This window comes from Sphingobacterium sp. Ag1 (genome assembly GCF_000988325.1).
Taxonomy (GTDB): Bacteria; Bacteroidota; Bacteroidia; order Sphingobacteriales; family Sphingobacteriaceae; genus Sphingobacterium.
On the sequence record NZ_LBGU01000039.1, the window covers coordinates 37,134 to 57,354 of the forward strand.

The following is a 20,221-nucleotide window of genomic DNA, read 5'->3' on the forward strand; positions in this document are numbered from 1 at the left end:
CCGCCCTCTTTTCGGAGATTATTAGCACAGCTTATCCGCTGACGAATGTTTCCATCGTTTTAATCCATTTTAATAAATATCAGTCATACAGATATGAAGATAAAACTAAAGTTAGTGCTGTTCGTATGTGTCAGCTGTATGATCAGCCAAAGCTTATTTGCCCAGGAACAACAAACTTCCAATGAATATATTGTTGTCTTAAAAAGGTTTGTCCACCGTTTACATGATCCTAATCTAGCTACTGATATTATACTAAGCCAAGACCTAATCACATCAAAAAAAATGGACGAAGATCTGCAGGAATATCTATTGGCAAGCATCGATGAAATCCGGATAAATGTACAGAGTAAGGATATCAAACAACTGGAATACCTCAGCTTTGCCCAGGCGGGAAGGAAAGAAACAAGCGATATTGATCTCGAAGGTATTGACCCCCAGCAAGTCTATTTTGTCAAATACCTCAGACGTTTTGTATTCGCTGCAGTCATTCGTGATGAAAAAATTGCCTCCTTCACTTTAGTTTCCAAAGGCAACAATAAAGCCCATTTTGTATTCTATTAATTTTCATCTTGTTTTCATCGCCCCCATTTTATCAGATACCTGCTCTTATAACCCTTAAATATCACGCTCAGGCTTACATAAATGCGCGCTTATCAGGTTTTATTTTACAGCATATTTGTGAGCAATATTAAGCCAATGATGCTTTCTTAAAAATTTTTCAATAAAAACACTTGCATTTTATAATTCTATCAACCATATTTGTATTAATAAAAACAACAATGATAACAACTGTCTCAAATAAAGCTTGGTGGTGGCACAACGAATAACGTTGTGGCAAATTCCTATTGCATTATTTGATTAATACGTCAAGATATGATGGGCTTGCCTAAATAAGGTAAGCCCTTTTTTTATTTAAATTACCATGAAAGAAATTTTAGCGCATTTATTTGAATACAAGACATTTTCTCGGCAAGAGGCCTACGAGATTCTAACCAACATTGCCATGGGCAAATATGACAGCCACCAAATTGCGGCATTTATGACCGCTTATGGTATGCGCAGCATTCGCGTTGAAGAGCTTGGAGGGTTTAGGGATGCGATGTATGATTTATGTCTCAAACTGGATTTTGATGGTTATGATTTAATTGACCTTTGCGGTACAGGTGGAGATGGTAAAAATACCTTCAATATCTCGACAATAGCATCTTTTATCACAGCTGGGGCTGGTTACCATGTCGCAAAACACGGTAATATCGGGGTATCTTCGAGCTGTGGTTCTTCCAATGTCATGGAATATTTAGGCTATCAATTCAGCAACGATAAGGCTGAACTACAACTCCAGCTTGATGAAGCCAACATCTGTTTTCTCCATGCACCATTGTTTCACCCTGCAATGAAAACTGTTGCCCCGATACGTCGTGCATTGGGTGTTAAGACTTTCTTTAACATGCTAGGGCCATTGACAAATCCTTCCAATCCTAGATTTCAGTCTGTTGGTGTATTTAGTTTAGAATTGGCAAGACTGTATGGTTATTTATACCAAAACACCAACAAACAATATTCCATTATTCATGCTTTGGACGGTTATGACGAGATATCCATGACCGGTGATTTTAAGGTAATCAACAACAAAGGAGAGAATTACTACAGCATGGAGGATCTTGGTTTTACCCCCGTTTTAGCCCAAGAGCTTACAGGAGGTGAAACCATAGCCGAAGCTGCCCAGACATTCTTATCGATATTGAACAATCAGGGTACAGATGTGCAGAACAATGTTGTTTTGACCAATGCCGCATTTGCGATCAAGACCTTTAACCCCGAAAAATCTTTTGGCGACTGTTTTTATGAAGCAGAAGGTTCATTGATGGGAGGTAAAGCTTTACGAAGTTTCCAAAAACTAATCAAAAAATAAAATGGCGGTCAAAGTAAAAGTTTGTGGTATGAAATATCCCGACAATATAACCGCTGTAGCTTCCTTGGGCATCGATTATATGGGATTTATATTTTATGATCAATCCAAACGTTATGTTGGTCAAAGCTCCTACGCATACATTAAGGAGCTTGACGGCCTAAGCAAAGTCGGAGTTTTCGTCAATGCTAGCCTCTCAGCAATTCTAGATAAAATAACTGAATTCCAACTAAATGTGATTCAATTGCATGGCGATGAATCTGTCGAATTCTGTCTTGAATTGAAAGAAAAATCAGGGGTTATCATCCTGAAAGCCTTCGGAGTCGATCAAAACTTTGACTGGATACAGCTTGATCCTTACGCTAAAGTTGTGGACTACTTTTTATTTGATACCAAAAGTAGTTCCTATGGTGGCACAGGAGTACAATTTGACTGGTCCCTATTGGACCAATACAAACTTACTATCCCCTATTTTCTCAGCGGTGGTTTAGATCCCGAAAATATCAAAACAGCGCTAGAAAGAAATGATCCACGGCTATATGCCCTGGATTTAAATTCAAAATTTGAAGTAGAACCCGGCTTAAAAGATATTGCGCTATTAAGCCACAGTATAAATACAATTAAAAAATGAGTATATATCAAGTCAATGAAAAAGGATATTATGGTCCCTTTGGAGGAGCCTATATCCCTGAGATGCTCTATCCAAATGTGAAAGAGCTACGTGAAGAATATCTCAAAATTATCGAAGAAGAGAGCTTTCAGGAGGAATTTAACCAACTGCTCAGCGATTATGTCGGACGTCCTTCTCCATTATATCATGCCAAGCGTCTATCTGAAAAATATGGAACTACGATTTACTTAAAACGGGAGGATCTTAACCATACCGGAGCGCATAAAATCAACAATACCATTGGCCAAATTCTATTAGCGGAACGCTTGGGCAAAAAGCGCATCATTGCGGAGACAGGGGCAGGACAGCATGGCGTTGCCACAGCGACCGTCTGTGCGCTCAAAGGGATACAATGTGCAGTGTACATGGGAGAAGTTGATATTCAACGTCAGGCTCCAAATGTAGCACGGATGAAAATGATGGGTGCTGAAGTTATTCCGGCAACTTCAGGCTCCAAAACATTAAAGGATGCTACCAATGAGGCTTTGCGAGATTGGATCAACAATCCCGTTGACACCCATTATATCATTGGCTCTGTTGTGGGCCCGCACCCTTATCCCGATATGGTTGCCCGGTTTCAGTCTATTATTTCTGCCGAAACGAAAAAACAGCTCTTGACAAAGACAGGAAAAGAAAATCCGGATATGGTATTGGCCTGTGTCGGTGGCGGATCCAATGCGGCAGGTATGTTCTATCATTACCTCGATGAAGAATCGGTTCAATTGTACGCCGTAGAGGCCGCTGGCCACGGTGTTGATTCAGGCGAATCTGCTGCAACAACAGCACTAGGAAAAGAGGGCGTTTTACATGGAAGCCGATCCATACTCATGCAAACAGCAGATGGCCAAGTCATCGAACCTTACTCCATATCGGCGGGACTCGATTATCCCGGTATTGGCCCCCAACACGCTTGGTTATTCAAATCCGGTAGAGGTAACTATGTCAGTGTGACTGACGACGAAGCCATGCAGGCAGGTCTTGAACTTACGCGACTAGAAGGTATCATACCGGCTATTGAGAGTTCTCATGCGCTGGCTTATTTGGAAAAAATACCTTTTAAAGGCGATGAGACTGTTGTTGTCTGTCTTTCTGGACGTGGTGACAAGGATCTAGATAATTATATGAAATACTTTGATTTTTAAGTCATGAATACAATTGAAAAAAAAGAAGGTGCCCCCCTTTTATCGATATATTTTACCGCTGGGTATCCAACATTGGACAGCACAATCCATATTGCCAAGAAATTGGAAGAAGCCGGCGCGGACTTTCTGGAAATTGGTTTTCCTTATTCCGACCCTGTTGCCGACGGACCTGTCATTCAGCACAGTTCTGAAATTGCTTTGGCAAATGGCATGACTGTAGAAAAGTTGTTCAATCAGTTGAATGACCTGCGTAAGCATGTCAGTATCCCCGTATTTTTGATGGGCTACTTTAATCCTGTACTTCAATTTGGTGTGGAAAGATTCTGTGAAGCATGTAAAAATGTAGGCGTTAATGGTGTCATTATACCCGACCTACCCATGGATGAGTACGAAGAACTTTACAAAGAGACGTTCGAGAAAAATGGCATCGCCAATATATTCATCGTAACACCGCAGACTTCAGAAGAACGAATCAGAAAAATAGATAGCCTTTCCAGAAGCTTTATTTATTTACTTTCTTCCAATGCAACGACGGGTAAAACACTCGATGTTGGCGATAATACAGCCGCGTACTTTAAGCGGGTACATGATCTTCATTTAAAAAATCCATTGATCGTTGGCTTCGGTATCTCCGATAAACCGACCTTTCAAAAAGCAAGTAAGTATACAGCTGGTGCCATTATGGGTACTGCATTTGTCAAACGGTTAAAAGAACCGGATTATCTCGACCAAATCCCAGCATTTATCTCGTCTATCAAAGCCTAATCTACAGGCTAAAAATAGCAAAGCATTATTTTTTTAATAAGAGTTCGATCTAAAATCTTTTTTCTTGGATCGAACTCTTATTTTTAAGACAGTTTTTGAAAATGTATTTTTTCAAAGAGAATAGCTTTGCTGCCCTGATTCACCAAGCAATAGGCGGCCCGTCAAATCAATACTGATATAACCATGGATACACGAAGAGATTTTTTAAAGAAAGCGGCTATGCTTGCCGGGGGAGCATCTCTCTCCCATGTTATCCCATCCGCTATTGCGAAGGCGATGGCTATTAATCCAGCATTGGGCAGCACCTTTTATGATGCGGAGCACGTAGTTCTATTAATGCAGGAAAACCGTTCATTTGATCATGCCTTTGGAACATTACGTGGTGTAAGAGGCTTCAATGACCCCAGAGCTATCCGTCAACCCAACCGAAATAAAGTCTGGTTTCAGACGCAAAAATCCGGAGAAACATTTGCTCCCTTCCGATTGGATATCAAAGACTCAAAAGTTACCTGGATGGGCTGCCTCCCGCATAACTGGACCGATCAAACCGACGCAAGGAATAAGGGTAAAATGAACAGATGGTTGGATGTAAAACATTCTGGATTTAAAGAATTTGCCGATCTACCGTTGACTATGGGACATTATACCCGTGAAGACATTCCTTTTTACTATTCTCTAGCGGACTCTTTCACTATTTGCGACCAGCACTTTTGTTCGAGCATCACCGGCACGAATCCAAACCGGCTTTATTTCTGGACGGCCAATATCCGGGAAAATCTGACAGGAAAAGCCTTAGTTTGGAATGGAGACTCCGAGTTTAGCGGGAAAGCAACATGGACCACTTTTCCCGAACGCCTTTCGGAATTAGGCGTAGACTGGAAAATCTATCAAAATGAAATTTCTTCAAGCAGTGCTGGTTATAGTGGAGAGGCAAACAGCTGGCTCGCCAATTTTGGTTGTAATCCGATGGAGTACTTCCCCCAATATCAGGTCAAATATCATCCCCGCTATCGCCAGCTCCTGACACTAAAAAAAGAAGATCTCGAGCGTAAAATTAGCGAAACACCAGCTGCCGAAGCACTTGAAGATTTAAAGAAAAATCTCAAGCATATTCAAGAAGAATTACAGCGATATACAGCCGAGAACTTTGAAAGGCTCGACGAGCGGACAAAAGATATTCATCGCCGTGCCTTTGTTAACAACAGTGCGCAGCCAGATTATATGGAATTGGAAACAATGCATTATCAAGAAGGGGGGCAACAGCGCGAGTTACAGATCCCTAAAGGAGATGTCCTGTATCAATTCCGAAAAGATGTTGAGGAGGGTAAACTTCCAACCGTATCTTGGTTAGCTCCGCCCCAGCTTTTTTCTGACCACCCCGATTCTCCTTGGTTCGGCGCATGGTATGTCAGCGAAATTATGGACATTCTCACCCAAAATCCAGAAGTTTGGAAAAAGACAATTTTTATACTTACCTATGATGAGAATGATGGGTATTTCGATCACTTTGCACCCTTTACAGCACCAAACCCTGATGATACAGAAAGTGGAAAAGTATCCGAGGGAATAAACCCTGCGTTGGAATTTGTACGCCGCGATGAGCAATATTATCCTGAAAGCGGCAGAGAAAGCAATATCGGTCTTGGCTATCGCGTACCGATGATTATTGCTTCTCCGTGGACCAGAGGTGGTTGGGTCAATTCACAAGTGTTTGACCATACCTCCAGTTTACAATTCCTGGAGAAGTTTATTAATCACAAAATCAATAAAAATATAAAAGAAACCAACATCAGCAGTTGGCGACGTACCGTATGTGGAGACTTAACTTCAGCATTTAGACCCTATCATGGAGAAACCATGAACAAACCTATTGTACTGGAACGAGAGCCTTTTATCCAGGAGATTCATCAAGCCAAGTTCAAAGGCCTTCCCATGGGCTTCAAAGCACTTAGCGCAATGGAGATCAAACAAATTGAGCAAGACCCCGGCAGTTCACCCTATTTCCCAAAACAGGAAAAAGGGCTTCGGGATTCATGTATCCTTCCTTATGAACTTTATGTACATGGCGAATACGAACCCAAGGGGGATTACTTGATCACATTTGAGGCGTCAAATAAAATTTTTGGCAAGCATGCTGCGGGCTCACCATTTACAGTTTACCATGCTGCTAGCTACAAAGGAGAAGTTGGAACCTCCAGAAATTATGCGGTTTCTCCAGGAGATTATGTAACAGACCATTGGTCGCTAGATGCCTTCGACAAAAGAATATACCATTTTGAAATCCATGGGCCAAACGGATTTTATCGGGAATTTAAAGGCGACGCGGATAATCCATATGTAAAGATCCGCTGTATGTATGAAAAAAATAAAAATGAATCAGCATTTACTGGCCGTTTGTCTTTCTCCTGTACAAACAATGGGAAGACAACCGAGCAACTTGTTTTTGAGGATATCAGCTATGGAAAAGAAAAAAGGAGTCTGCAACTTAAAGGTGGACAATCTATCACGATACATTTTGATTTGGCTAAGCAAAACTTTTGGTATGATTTTCGCCTCATCTGCACTGGCTTTCTAAATTTTGAAGAACGATATGCGGGTCGTATAGAGGTTGGAAATTCGGGAAAAAGTGACCCCTTATTAAGCCGATAAACAAAGTGAATGGGCTGTCCAAATAGATTGGGCAGCCCCGTTTTCATGCAATTGTATCCTTGTCTTCATCAGTCAGATAGGCCACACGCTAGGAGCTTGCTTTCAGTTTTTGAATCTTCATTCTACTGATAATGATTTCCACGAAGATTCAAGATTCACCTTGAATGACAAGCAGTTGTTCCCCATAGCAGCAGCAAAGCACATGCAGGTCACTAAAACGAAACTACAAGAAGACTGATTATCCTTTTATTCCTGTATACGACGAGCGAGATGAACGACTAGAACGCGTTACACCTTCAATAGCAACAAAGCACATGCAGGCTACTAAAACGAAACTACAAGAAGACTGACTATCCTTTTATTCCTGTATACGACGAGCGAGATGGTAGAATCCCTTGTACAATAATATTGCCCCAATAATCAAAAAGATAGCTAATAGGTACGAGCTGACCGGATTGATAAATAATACATACATAACTCTGGTAATTTTTGGTTTTTCATTTGTTACTACAAGTTATAACATTTATCCAAAATATTACAAAAAAAAATTACATATTTTCTCTATTTTTGCTTCGATGAAGAAAATTGCACTATTAATCGGCCTATTTTTCTATTTGCTCGCAGCAAGTGGTGCCTCAGTGCATCTTCATTTTTGCCAAGGGGAAACACAAAGTGTCTCGTTATCGGAAAGCCATAATATGGCCTGCCCTCTGTGTGCCAAGTCTGCAAAAAAACAGCAGAAACACTGTCATGAAACAGGAAGCTGTAAAGATGTTAAGATCGAAGCACAAAAGGTTGATCATTTTAACCGGGTGACACAAAATATTGATTTTAATACTTTTTCTCCCGCAATAATTACGCTTCATTGGATACTTAATTATTATGATTTCTCTGGGGAGGAAGACGATTTTTCTAAACTAAAGTATACCGATTTTGTGAGCTACAATAGACAGAGCCCTCCTGTTTTTATTCTCAATCAAAATTTTAGAATTTAATATTACCTCTTTTCACTGAACGCAGTTCATTTTCTTGAATTGATCGAAGTCCACTATAGTTATTATATTTCGCGAGAATAGCAGACTGTTATTCCCAACATGGATCTTTCCGTCGCTTGACACGGAACAAAAACAGTGGATTTTAAATTATTCAGTAATAGAATTTTAGAACTAAAAAAAACATCCGTACCCCTTGCATGTGGTTGCGCGATATCATGAAGGTAAAAATTAAATGCTAGTTGAAGCGAATACTCTTAATTAAAATGATGAATCAAATTTTCAAAAAAATATATATAACGACCATTCTATCCTTATTTTTTCTGGCATTCGTACAGGCACAGACCGACAGTACGCGCACACTTACAGTGGCCGGAAATTGCGCTATGTGTAAAAAACGTATTGAAACGGCCGCAAAAATACATGGCGTAGAAACGGCCGTTTGGAATGCAGGCGACAACCTATTGCAAATCAAATATAACCCCCAAAAAGTTCAACTGGAGACAATTAAGAAAAATATTGCTCAGGTTGGTCATGATGTAGACAACTTGGTTGCCACTGATGAATCCTATGCTAAACTTCATGAATGTTGTATGTATCCGCGACTGGAAAATGGCAAAGTACCCGAAAAGAAAACGGTGACGACCGATAACCATGATCATCCACATACCGTTACCGGTGTTGTTGTTGAAGAAAATGAAAAGGGAGATCTTAAACCCATCATTGGCGCCAATTTACACTGGGCCAACCTTCCGACCAAAAACACAAGGACAAACGAAAATGGTGTTTTTAAATTGGACCATAAAGAAGGATTCAACAAATTGGTTGTAAGCTATGTTGGAATGAAATCTGACACCATCACCATCAAAGATCTTCATGAAGTCATTATGATCACAGCAAAGGGAAATGTATTGATGGAAGTCGAGGTTAAAGGCACACGACGCTCAAATTACATTGACCGTATGACACCTGCACGGCTTGAAGTTCTTACCGGAAAAGAGTTATTCAAAGCGGCATGCTGCGATTTAAGCGAGAGCTTCGAAACCAACGCCTCCGTCGATGTCGTCAGTGCTGATGCAGTAACAGGCAGTAAACAGATTCAAATGCTAGGCCTTAGCGGTATTTATACCCAATTAACCGTTGAAAATTTACCTGGGCCACGTGGGCTCGCTTCTCCTTTAGGTTTAAATTCTATTGCAGGGACATGGATTGAATCAATTCAAATCGCAAAGGGTATAGGTTCCGTAGCCAACGGTTTCGAAAACATGGCCGGACAGATCAACGTCGAATTGAAGAAACCTCAAAATTCAGAAAGATTGTTTTTTAATGCCTATGCGAACAACATGGGACGTACAGATGTCAACTTAAATCTTTCACAAAAAATCGGTCAGCATTGGTCCACTGCAGTGCTCCTGCACGACAATTTCATGTACAATAAATCCATGAACTTTAGTCACAATGGATTTAGAGATGTACCCGTTGGCAATCTATTCTCCGGTGTCAACCGTTGGTTTTATGAAAATGGAAAAGGACTTATGGTACAATTTGGGGTAAAATATCTTAATGATGACCGTACAGGCGGGCAGATTGATTTTAACGAAAAGACGGATAAAGGGACGACGAATCGCTATGGTTTAGGGTTTGATATTGAACGCGTAGAAGGCTTTGCCAAAATTGGTTATGTGTTCCCCGAAAATAAGCACCGCAGCATAGGTCTCCAGCTTGCAGGATCAAACTACAATCAAAAAAGCTATTTTGGGCTCAATAACTACGATTCGGAGCAACAAAATGGATATGCTAACCTTTTATTTCAAGATATTATCGGGACAGTCGCTCACAAGTATCGCGTTGGTGCCTCCATTAATTATGACAATTACAATGAGTGGTATTTAAAAGATCAAAACTTCAAAAGGAAAGAAGTGGTTTCGGGAGCATTTGCAGAATATACCTATAGTCCATCAGAAAAATTTGATGCCATTATTGGTCTTCGCCAAGACTACAACTCCCTGTATGGATGGTTTACAACACCACGCATCCATTTACGTTATGCCCCGCTTTCGGGAACAACAGTTCGAGCGAGCTCAGGAAGAGGTCAACGTACTGCAAATATATTTGCGGAGAACACGGCAGTGTTGGCTAGTAGCAGAAAATTGGTTATCCAATCGCCTAATATATACGATAAGGCTTATGGCCTACAACCCGAAGTCTCCTGGAATAGCGGAATAGCGATAGACCAAAGTATGCGGATCTTTGGACGTGAGGCTTCGGCATCAGTTGAATTTTTCCATAACAGCTTCTCTAATCAGGTGGTGGTCGATTACGAAAATCCCCGAGAGATCAATTTTTATAATTTGAGTGGAAAATCTTTCTCCAATAGTTTGCAAACAGAATTTCGCTTGATGCCAGCACCACATTTTGAAACTAGGTTGGCCTATCGCTTACTTGATGTCCAAACTGATTTTGAAAGTGGCAGAAAGACCAAACCGCTATTGGCCAAACACCGTGGTTTTGTCAACCTAGCTTATAATCACCATTCTGGTTGGAGTGTAGATTATACATTAAATGTCGTTGGACAAAAACGCATTCCATCAACAGCAGAGAATCCCGTTGAATATCAAATACCTACAGCATCAAAGGCTTATGCGACAATGAATGCGCAGATTAGCAAAACTTTTGGGAAAGAGAAAAACTTCACCGTGTATGTGGGCGGAGAAAATCTGTCTAATTATTTCCAAAATATGCCAATCCTTGCCGCGGATCAACCCTTCGGAAACTATTTTGATACGTCGATGCTATGGGGGCCTTTAACAGGACGCATGTTCTACACCGGTGTTCGTTATTTCATCAAATAACAACTAAGCTAAAAAAAATCAAAGAGTAATAAAAAAGCGGCTTTTGCCGCTTTTTTTACATTAATTTTTTCAATTCTTGATAAAGCTTTGCCGTGGGTAATCCGACCACATTATTGTATTCCCCTTCTATCTTTTTTATGGCGATTAAGCCGATCCATTCCTGTATTCCATAAGAACCTGCTTTATCTAGTGGCGAAAACTGAGTAACATAATGATCGATTTCATCCAGCTCTAGTTCGTAAAAATAAACAGTTGTCGTCTCGACAAAAGTGCTCATCTTACCCTCCCATGAGATCGCTACAGCAGTCAGCACCACATGTTTCTGACCAGACAAGTTTGTTAGCGTTTCTCTGGCTTCCTGTTCATCTTTGGGCTTACCTAAGATTTCGCCCTTATCCGATACCACAATAGTATCGGCACAGATAACCAAACAATCTTTTTTATCCGCAAATGCTTCCGCTTTACAAATAGCAATTTGACGAACGACCTCAGCTGCAGACAAATTCGGATCCACATATTCTGCCGTTTCCCGTACGTCGACTTCAAATGTCAGCCCAAGTCCTGCTAACAGTTGTTTTCTTCGTGGAGATTGTGATCCTAATATAATTGTTCTATTTTCTAAATTTTTCAACATCCTTATACACTTTTTACTGTTTCATCCACATGCCAATTGCCTTGTACTTTCATGACCTTTTCGATCAATTCACGTACAACTCCCTTTCCGCCACAAAAACCAGACACATAATGTGAAATTTTCTTGATCTCTTCTACGGCATCTGCCGGAGAAACAGCTATCCCAACGGATTTCATGCAGCTAAGATCAGGGATATCGTCACCGATGTACATCAACTGATTTAATTCAAGCTTGTACTCGCAAGCAAGTTCTTTCATTTTAGATAGCTTGTCAGTGACTTTTGAATACACTTCTTTGATCCCTAAACCTTTCATCCGCTGCTCGACCCCCCTCGAACCTCCACCTGTGATAATAAAAATCGGATAGCCTTTCTTGATCGCCAACTGCATAGCATAGCCATCTTTTATATGAAAGGTACGTAACTGATGACCTTCTTCATTAACTTGCACAGTACCATCAGTCAACACACCATCTACATCCAATACAAATGCTTTTATCGATTTAAATTCAGTCAATACCATAAAAATATTTTTTTGTAAAAGTAAGGGATTTCGAGTAATAATTCGCGTAGCGATACTAATCTAATTGACAAGACCGTCAGATAATTATTCAGATAAGCCAAAATATCATTTGTGTGTCACAACATAGTTGTATTAGCAACTTATTCTCAAAAATATTTGGATGCTACTGTATATTTACCGTATCTTTGTAGAAGATAATTAAAGGTTATCTCGCTATGAAACACTAACAGCAAGCAGTCAGAAGAGTTATTTACTTGAAGCTTGCATAAGATTTAAAAAACAATCATTTTTAGTTTTCACGGCACAACACGGCAACTAATTTAGTTTAGAAGCCCTTAAAGAGTCTTTTCATAATTTAGGTTTATAATTGGTTAGTAACGAACCCTGGTGCCCATCATCAGGGTTTTGTTTTTATAAGTATTTTTTCTTCTTCTATTTTATAGATTCTACTATTTGATGATTGTTACGATATCCGATTATCAATAATCGGAATAACGTTCAGCCTGACGGATCTTCATATCACCTTAAAGCTTATTACAGTTTTCCATCTATTATTAGACAGTGATTAGTCACTTAATATTCAGTTCATACTGAGTGATCACTGAACGAGCACTGAACAATCACTGAACGAGCACTGAACAAGTACTGTTAGAAAACCAAACTTGATTACTCTTTGATTTCAATTTGCCGCAACTAGGAATTAAAAGACAAAAAATGACCTAAGTTACACTTACGCAACAAAAATTCGATGTTGTGCGCAAATAGATCGTATTGGGGGATTCTTAACTGGTGTATAGGTTTGTTTCTATACTGACTTTTGATTATTTTAGGAATAGCAAGTTTTTTTGTTATTTTACATATATCTTTTTCCCCAGGTAGCATCAAAACACAATACCTACAGAAAAGTAAACGATAAACTCATTCTCACATGGATCGAAAAAATTATAGAAAGCAAATTACCATAGGAGTGATCATTTCTTTTTCGCTTATCTTCCTTTCAGCCCTATATTTTTTCATATCGCTGCATCATAATTTAAATAACGAACGAAGTATTGTTCGAGTTGCCGAAAATAGATTCAATATTATTAATGAAATTAAATCAAGTGTTGATGAAGTAAACGACACCAAACTTGATTATCTGAATAAAAGAGATGCTTCGTTATTTATTCCCTACAAATTGGAATTAAGAAAAACGGATGAACTCCTACGTTCTTTAAGTTTGAGAGATGATTTCTACCATGTACCGCCTAACAGCATCGAAACTATCCGCAAAGACGTTGCGACGTTTTATGATTTTGATCAAGATATTACGAATACACAAGAAACGCTTTCTAAATCCCATCGTATTCATGAACAAAAGGCCGCTATATTAGCTGAGATCGATCTACTGTCAAGAGATTTATTGGATCAACGTGCAAGACTCTTAGAAAAATCCAGAAATGATCTGCAACTGGCCCAGTACATTACTTACCTTTTCATCGCCATTGGCTTAAGCGGATTCTTCTATATTCTCGCCAAAATTTCCTCGATCTCTAGATTTCTGAGGTCTACTGTAAGAAGCCAGCAGGAGTCTAATGATCAACTCCAGCTTTTGCAAGACCAAACCAACAATGACAACTGGATTCTGAATGCTATCAATCATATCGACGAACAGTTACGCGGTGATTATACAGACAAGAAAATTGCCGAAATAAGCCTACATGCTATTGCGTCCACGACAAAAGCGTTAGGTGGGACTGTTTATATTTTTGATGATAACTATCAGGAGTATCAGCTTTGCCACAAAATTGGTATTTCCTCAACACAGTATATCAAACGAACGTTTAAGGAAAATGATGGTATTTTAGGCGAAGTGGCAAACAACCATAAGGTTGTTAAAATTAAGGATATTGACCACAAGCACCTTATCTTAGAAACCTCGTTATCAGATCGATTAGAAGCTGAAATTTATATCGTTCCCTTCTCTTATGAAAATCATTGTGTCGGCATCATGGAGATCTGTTGCCCCATAATCAATGCGAAGGACGAGCAGCTGCGATTTAACTTCTTGGATAAAGCAAAAGATAACATTGCCGTTATCATCAAAGTAGCCCAAACGCATGGAAAGCTTGCCGATCTTTATGAGGAACTTCAACAGCAAACCGAGGAATTAGAGGCTCAACAGGAAGAATTGAGAACAACCAATGAGGAATTAATCCATAAAACACATTTGTTGGAGGCTTCTGAGGAAGAGCTTAGAGTACAGCAGGAAGAGCTTATCCAAACCAATAATGAACTGGACGAGAAGGCAAAATTGCTCTTTGCACAAAATGAAGATCTAGAAAAAGCCCGTCAGGCCATCGCTCAAAAAATAGAGGAAGTAGAACTGTCCAGTAAATATAAATCTGAATTTATGGCCAATATGAGCCATGAATTGCGGACTCCACTTAATAGTATTCTCATTCTTGCCAAATTACTTCAGGACAACAAAAAGAAAAACCTCAGTGAGGACCAAATAAAATATGCATCTGTTATCCATAGCGCCGGATCTGATCTCCTCCATTTAATTAACGAATTGTTGGATCTGGCAAAAATTGAATCCGGAAAGGTGGAGGTACAAAAAGAACGTATTAACACGAATTACCTCGTCAATTATATTAAAGATTTTTTTAGTGATACCGCAGCTTCGAAAAATATCCACTTCTTGCTCGATGTCAATGTAAATGCACCGCAGGAATTTATTGGTGATGAACATCGGATACAACAAGTCCTCAAGAATTTATTATCGAATGCGTTCAAATTTACAGGTGAAAAGGGCGAAGTTTCTTTAGGAATAATAGTTGAAGCAGGAAATCTTCACTTTACGGTCAAAGATAATGGGATCGGGATCGCTCCTGAAAAACAGGAGCTTATCTTCGATGCCTTTAAACAGGAAGACGGCTCAACGAGCCGTAAATATGGTGGCACTGGTTTAGGCTTATCGATATGTCGCGAAATTGCCGGATTACTAAAAGGAAAAATAACCTTATCCAGTAAGGTTGGTGAAGGTAGTATCTTCACCTTCAGTATTCCGCTAGAACAGGAAATTCAAATTCCGGAAATGACATCGACCAAAAAAGAAAGTGACCTACCGCTGCAAGTTCCGAATGAATCTCCTATAGTAGAAAAAACGAAGTCGATCGACACCGACGGAAAACACAATAAACTGCTGATTATTGAGGACGATTTTATTTTTGCAGATATTCTCAAAGACTACGCCGAACAAAATGGCTATGACGTATATATCAGCTATGATGGGCAAGATGGTTTACAAAAAGCACAAAATTTACGACCTGCCGCAATTATCTTAGATATTATGTTGCCTAAAATGGATGGGTGGGAAGTGCTTCGTAACCTCAAAAAAATTGATAACACCAAGGAAATTCCCGTGCACATGATGTCGGCAGGAACATTTTTACATGATGAACCAATTTCTGCCGGAGCCATCGGGTTTATGGCTAAACCTGTGTCAGAAGAATCTTTGGCTGAAACATTCTTACAGATAAAAGCATCGACCAGTCATCCATTGAAAAGAATCCTGCTGGTAGAAGATCAGGAAATTCAAAGCGATTTTATCAAACAATCTTTAGAAGAACAGCATATTCAGATATTTCAGGCTTTTAATGCAAAACAGGCCCTCGATCTCTTGGATCAGGAAAAATTATTTGACTGCATCATTATGGACCTGAACCTTCCTGACAAATCAGGCATTGAACTCTTGAATGAAATCAAATCAAATCATCAATTTAAGGATTTACCCATTATCATCAATACGGCAATGGAACTTACTACAGAGCAGACTTCCGAAATTTTGCATCACAGCCAAGCGATGGTCCTTAAGTCTGCTAAATCAAATAATCGTCTGATTGATGAAGTGAATTTATTCTTAAATAAAATTCGCAGCAATAAGCGCGAATACAATATGTTTAATCACTCAGGAGCTTCTGTCATTGCTGAAAACAATTTAGCCTCCAAAACAGTACTGCTAGCAGATGACGATATGCGGAATATTTTCGCGCTTAGCACGGCGTTTGAAAGCTATGACATGAACATTGAAATTGCCAACAATGGTCAGGAAGCATTAGATATTCTGGAAAGAAATGAACAGATTGACCTTGTTTTAATGGATATCATGATGCCTGTGATGGATGGTTATGAAGCAATTGAAAAAATAAGGGCAAACAAGAAATTTGCAAATCTCCCTATTATTGCTGTGACAGCGAAAGCAATGAAAGGGGATCGGGAAAAAACAATTGCTGTTGGAGCAAACGATTATATTAGTAAACCGATTGATGTTGATAAATTGATATCCCTAATGCGCGTATGGCTGAGTTAACCGATAAAACAGTAGCAATGATCAATTTTGAAGAGTTGGAAGAAGTTGTTGATATAGTCAAAAATCTCCATGGTTATGATGTGTCGGGCTATACAAGAGCTTCGCTAAAAAGACGTGTGAATAGGATAATGGAACTTAATAAGCTCAATCTGCAGGAGTTAAAGTCCAATTTGATCAATCAGCCCGGATTCAGCACCTATTTTCTACAGGAAATCACTGTCAATGTGACAGAAATGTTTAGGGATCCGGATTTCTATAAAGCTGTAAAAATCGATGTATTTCCCTACCTCGCAACTTATCCACATATTAAACTTTGGAGTGCAGGTTGTTCTACAGGCGAAGAAGTCTATTCGTTAGCCATCTTATTAGAAGAAGCTAATCTATATCAACGTGCGTTTATTTATGGTACCGATATTAACAGCAAAGTGTTAGAAAAGGCAAAACGCGGCATTTATGCGCTTGCAAAAGTCAAAGAATACTCGGAGAATTTTATTAAAACAGAACCAAAAAACTCCTTGTCGGATTATTATACAGCGATGTACAATGCCGCTACCATTAATAATAGCCTTAAGAAAAATGTTCTTTTCTCCATGCATAGCTTGGTGTCCGATGGCGTTTTTAATGAATTTCAACTGATTACCTGCCGTAATGTATTGATTTATTTTGATACTGAATTGCAAAATAAAGTCCTGGATTTATTCTATCATTCACTATGCCATCTCGGCTTCTTATGTTTGGGGGCGAAAGAATCTTTAATCAACTATAAAGACTCAGCTAAATTTAAGATCGTAAACAAAAAACAGAATATTTACCAAAAAATTGGGTAGTGATGGAAAGAAAAATTCTTTTGTTAGCGGGGTCCGCAGGTGGCTTTAGTGTGATTCTAAATATCTTAAAGTCATTGGAACGACCAATACACATACCCGTTATTGTCATTGTACACAGAAACCCTAAATATGCTTCTAGTATTGAGGACACGCTTTCCAAAGCACTTGTTCAAAAAATAAAAACTGCAGATGATAAGGAAGCGATAGAAAATGGGACAATCTACTTTGCCCCTGCGGGCTATCATCTTCTGGTTGAGCCAGACTACAGCTTTTCTTTGGATATCTCGGAACCTGTTCAGTACTCAAGGCCATCAATTGATGTGACTTTTGAATCCGTAGCCGAAATATATAAAGAAAACTGTACAGCTATTTTGTTCTCTGGAGCGAATCAGGATGGTGCACAAGGATTATTAATGATAAAACGATACGGTGGGAAGACATTTGTACAAGACCCTGCGACTGCTGAAGTTCCCATCATGCCCGAAGCAGCTATTCAGCTCGATGCACAGGAACGCATTTTGAGTATTCAAGAAATAAAAGATTACATCAAGCAGTTGATTTAAAATTGTATTTAGATTTGCTATAATGAAGAAGGTAAATATATTGATTGTCGATGATAAAATTGAAAATATTATCAGTCTAACAGCATTGCTGGAAGATATCGAAAATATAAATATAGTAACGAGCACAGATCCCAACGAAGCCTTAAAAATCTGTTGGAAAGAGGATATCGATTTAGCGCTCGTAGATGTACAAATGCCCGAAATCAACGGTTTTGAATTTGTTTCCTTTCTAAAGAAGAATCCGAAAACAAATCATATTATCCCCATTATGGTGACAGCGATTTCAAAAGAAGATAAATACCTCATTCAGGGACTTAATAGCGGAGCTGTGGATTATTTATATAAACCGCTCAACCCCGAAGCAACCATCGCGAAAGTCAAATCTTTTGTTCAGCAATTACTGATACAGCAAGAAATTAAAGAGAAAAACATTGCTTTAGAAGAGTCAAAACAAGCTATTCTTAAAGCAAAGGAAGAGGCCGATCTCGCACGAAAATCCAAGGAAACCTTTTTAGCCAACATGAGCCATGAGATCCGTACTCCAATTAACGGCATTATGGGCATTACACAGATGCTAAAAAACTCTCAGCTCACGCTAGAGCAAGAAAATTGGATCAATAAATTGGATTCTGCCTCTCAAAATCTGTTGACTATTATCAACGACATACTCGACCTATCGAAAGTTGACTCGGGCATGATGAAACTTAATATGGAATCTACCTCTGTACATGATATTACGGATGATCTAAACAATCTCTTCATTGATAAAGCGATCTACAAAGGTCTGGATTTTTCAATTGATGTCGATGAGCGGATCACAAGCTATTTTCTAACAGATCCACTTCGATTAAAACAAATATTGACCAATTTTATATCCAATAGTTTTAAATTCACTGCAGAAGGGTCCGTTGTTTTAAAAATTCAGCTTCTGACAGAAGACAACCATAGTATCTGTTTACGGTTTCAGGTGATAGACACAGGAATTGGCATCGTAGAAGATGCCTTGGAAAAAATATTTATTGCGTTTGAACAGGGAGAGGATAGCATTACCAAAAAATTTGGTGGTACAGGATTGGGATTGGCGATTGTAAAACGTATTGCTGCCCTGCTCAACGGTCGGGTTTTTGCTTCAAGCGAATACGGTAAAGGAAGTATATTTTCCTTTGAATGTACTTTCGACAAAATCAAAGACAAACCCGTCGAGAAAGAAACGCAGATACTTTATACAGAGTTACCCAAGTTCAACTTCCCGATGATTCTGATTGCTGAAGACAATGAATTAAACAGTTTTATGTTGGCAAATATCCTCAAAAGCTGGAACTGTGAGATCACTTTAGCAACCAATGGCCTCATTGCCTTAGAAGAGATCAACAAGAAAAAAATTGATTTGGTATTTATGGATGCACACATGCCACTGATGAGTGGTTTTGAAGCGATTAAGGAAATACGTCGAAATACAAATCCGACAATCGCCAACATGCCAATTATTTCCATTTCAGCGTCGGTGTTACAGGCCGAACAACAGGAAGCACTCGATGCCGGAGCCAATGAAGTTGTCGGCAAGCCATTCGATCCTATCAAATTATATAAAACAATTGATACTTTATTGTCAAAATTGAAATGATAGTTTCAATTTATCAATGAAATCATTAATTTTAAAACATTAACAATATGTTTTGATGTTATTTCTCCTGAACGCGTATCCAAAAAGGAATCAAATTCATAATAACTTCATCACTAAACCGCTGAGGGCAGCGGAAATGCCTCCAGTAAATAAAAGATAAACAAACAATCATTCAAATGAAAAAACTTTTTATGATACCAGCAGTAGCAGTTGCTTTATCAATTGCTTCTTGTGGTGGAAACAGTGACAAGTCTGAAAAATCAACTAGTACAGAAGCAGCAACTTCAACAGAAAGCCAAGCGACAGAAACAGTGCCTGGTATTGAAAACGTAGCTATTTCCAACAGCTTATCTTTAGAAGGTAACGATCAAATGAAATACGATAAGGATTTATTTCGTGTAAAAGCGGGTGAGCCTGTCGAGTTATCTTTCAAAAATGCAGGTACTATGCCAAAAGAGTCCATGGGACACAACGTCGTTATCCTAAAACCAGGTGTTGACCTTCCAACTTTTGGTGCTGAGGCTGCCGCAGCTGCTGCCGACGAATATATTCCAAAATCAGCGTTATCTTCAATTGTTTCCCATACCAAATTATTGGGACCTGGAGAAACGGATAAAATCACTTTTACACTTGAAAAAGGGGTTTACACGTTTATTTGTAGCTTCCCTGGCCATTATGGTGTCATGCAAGGAAAAATTGTTGCAGAATAACAAATAAGT

At 39.1% G+C, this 20,221-nt stretch carries 15 protein-coding genes; 13 read left to right on the forward strand and 2 right to left on the reverse strand.

Features of this window, described 5'->3' with window-relative positions; all coding sequences use genetic code 11:
• Window positions 1-93 precede the first annotated feature (93 nt).
• From AAW12_RS12980 to AAW12_RS13015, 8 genes are all read left to right on the forward strand, one after another.
• Complete coding sequence (locus tag AAW12_RS12980; RefSeq protein WP_156167639.1) at window positions 94-561, forward strand: hypothetical protein; 468 nt, start codon at window positions 94-96, stop codon at window positions 559-561.
• Window positions 562-922: 361 nt separating this feature from the next.
• Window positions 923-1,912 (forward strand): anthranilate phosphoribosyltransferase, encoded by a 990-nt coding sequence (trpD, locus tag AAW12_RS12985; protein ID WP_046674072.1) that lies wholly within the window; start codon window positions 923-925, stop codon window positions 1,910-1,912.
• Window position 1,913: 1 nt separating this feature from the next.
• Entirely contained in the window at window positions 1,914-2,540 is a 627-nt protein-coding gene (locus AAW12_RS12990; protein WP_046674073.1) for a phosphoribosylanthranilate isomerase, read from the forward strand.
• A complete protein-coding gene (gene trpB, locus AAW12_RS12995) occupies window positions 2,537-3,721 on the forward strand; it encodes a tryptophan synthase subunit beta (protein WP_046674074.1) in 1,185 nt (394 codons plus the stop codon). The genes AAW12_RS12990 and trpB overlap by 4 nt, the downstream gene beginning before the upstream one ends.
• Window positions 3,722-3,724: 3 nt before the next feature.
• Complete coding sequence (gene trpA, locus AAW12_RS13000; RefSeq protein WP_046674075.1) at window positions 3,725-4,486, forward strand: tryptophan synthase subunit alpha; 762 nt, start codon at window positions 3,725-3,727, stop codon at window positions 4,484-4,486.
• A gap of 183 nt (window positions 4,487-4,669) precedes the next feature.
• A complete protein-coding gene (locus AAW12_RS13005) occupies window positions 4,670-7,135 on the forward strand; it encodes a phosphocholine-specific phospholipase C (protein ID WP_046674076.1) in 2,466 nt (821 codons plus the stop codon).
• Between the two features lie 395 nt (window positions 7,136-7,530).
• Entirely contained in the window at window positions 7,531-8,130 is a 600-nt protein-coding gene (locus AAW12_RS13010) for an HYC_CC_PP family protein (protein WP_046674077.1), read from the forward strand.
• A 263-nt stretch (window positions 8,131-8,393) separates the two neighbouring features.
• The gene (locus AAW12_RS13015) at window positions 8,394-10,979 is read left to right on the forward strand and encodes a TonB-dependent receptor domain-containing protein (RefSeq protein ID WP_084823165.1); all 2,586 of its coding nucleotides are present in this window, start codon (window positions 8,394-8,396) and stop codon (window positions 10,977-10,979) included.
• A 55-nt stretch (window positions 10,980-11,034) separates the two neighbouring features.
• Here AAW12_RS13015 and AAW12_RS13020 read toward each other — a convergent pair whose 3' ends face one another.
• Complete coding sequence (locus tag AAW12_RS13020; RefSeq protein WP_046674078.1) at window positions 11,035-11,613, reverse strand: Maf family protein; 579 nt, start codon at window positions 11,611-11,613, stop codon at window positions 11,035-11,037.
• Window positions 11,614-11,615: 2 nt separating this feature from the next.
• Window positions 11,616-12,134 carry a KdsC family phosphatase gene (locus tag AAW12_RS13025; protein WP_046674079.1) on the reverse strand — a complete coding sequence of 173 codons (519 nt, stop codon included), beginning with the start codon at window positions 12,132-12,134 and terminating at the stop codon, window positions 11,616-11,618.
• Between the two features lie 928 nt (window positions 12,135-13,062).
• Between AAW12_RS13025 and AAW12_RS13030 the strand changes: the two genes are divergently transcribed.
• The 5 genes from AAW12_RS13030 to AAW12_RS13050 all read left to right on the forward strand — a co-directional run bounded on the left by AAW12_RS13030 (window position 13,063) and on the right by AAW12_RS13050 (window position 20,212).
• Entirely contained in the window at window positions 13,063-16,488 is a 3,426-nt protein-coding gene (locus AAW12_RS13030; protein ID WP_046674080.1) for a response regulator, read from the forward strand.
• Window positions 16,476-17,315, forward strand: a complete 840-nt coding sequence (locus tag AAW12_RS13035) for a CheR family methyltransferase (RefSeq protein ID WP_231585263.1) — start codon at window positions 16,476-16,478, stop codon at window positions 17,313-17,315. Before AAW12_RS13030 ends, AAW12_RS13035 begins: the two co-directional genes overlap by 13 nt.
• Window positions 17,316-17,317: 2 nt before the next feature.
• Window positions 17,318-17,878, forward strand: coding sequence for a chemotaxis protein CheB (locus AAW12_RS13040; protein WP_046674081.1), 561 nt, complete (start codon window positions 17,318-17,320; stop codon window positions 17,876-17,878).
• A 22-nt stretch (window positions 17,879-17,900) separates the two neighbouring features.
• On the forward strand, window positions 17,901-19,502 hold the full coding sequence (locus tag AAW12_RS13045; RefSeq protein WP_046674082.1) for a response regulator: 1,602 nt from the start codon (window positions 17,901-17,903) through the stop codon (window positions 19,500-19,502).
• A 176-nt stretch (window positions 19,503-19,678) separates the two neighbouring features.
• Window positions 19,679-20,212, forward strand: coding sequence for a plastocyanin/azurin family copper-binding protein (locus AAW12_RS13050; RefSeq protein WP_046674083.1), 534 nt, complete (start codon window positions 19,679-19,681; stop codon window positions 20,210-20,212).
• Window positions 20,213-20,221 lie beyond the last annotated feature (9 nt).

Coding starts and splice junctions, on each gene's coding strand:
- AAW12_RS12980 (WP_156167639.1), top strand. CDS start 94: ATGAAGATAAAACTAAAGTTAGTGCTGTTCGTATGTGTCAGCTGTATG.
- trpD (WP_046674072.1), top strand. CDS start 923: ATGAAAGAAATTTTAGCGCATTTATTTGAATACAAGACATTTTCTCGG.
- AAW12_RS12990 (WP_046674073.1), top strand. CDS start 1,914: ATGGCGGTCAAAGTAAAAGTTTGTGGTATGAAATATCCCGACAATATA.
- trpB (WP_046674074.1), top strand. CDS start 2,537: ATGAGTATATATCAAGTCAATGAAAAAGGATATTATGGTCCCTTTGGA.
- trpA (WP_046674075.1), top strand. CDS start 3,725: ATGAATACAATTGAAAAAAAAGAAGGTGCCCCCCTTTTATCGATATAT.
- AAW12_RS13005 (WP_046674076.1), top strand. CDS start 4,670: ATGGATACACGAAGAGATTTTTTAAAGAAAGCGGCTATGCTTGCCGGG.
- AAW12_RS13015 (WP_084823165.1), top strand. CDS start 8,394: ATGATGAATCAAATTTTCAAAAAAATATATATAACGACCATTCTATCC.
- AAW12_RS13020 (WP_046674078.1), bottom strand. CDS start 11,613: ATGTTGAAAAATTTAGAAAATAGAACAATTATATTAGGATCACAATCT.
- AAW12_RS13025 (WP_046674079.1), bottom strand. CDS start 12,134: ATGGTATTGACTGAATTTAAATCGATAAAAGCATTTGTATTGGATGTA.
- AAW12_RS13030 (WP_046674080.1), top strand. CDS start 13,063: ATGGATCGAAAAAATTATAGAAAGCAAATTACCATAGGAGTGATCATT.
- AAW12_RS13035 (WP_231585263.1), top strand. CDS start 16,476: ATGGCTGAGTTAACCGATAAAACAGTAGCAATGATCAATTTTGAAGAG.
- AAW12_RS13040 (WP_046674081.1), top strand. CDS start 17,318: ATGGAAAGAAAAATTCTTTTGTTAGCGGGGTCCGCAGGTGGCTTTAGT.
- AAW12_RS13045 (WP_046674082.1), top strand. CDS start 17,901: ATGAAGAAGGTAAATATATTGATTGTCGATGATAAAATTGAAAATATT.
- AAW12_RS13050 (WP_046674083.1), top strand. CDS start 19,679: ATGAAAAAACTTTTTATGATACCAGCAGTAGCAGTTGCTTTATCAATT.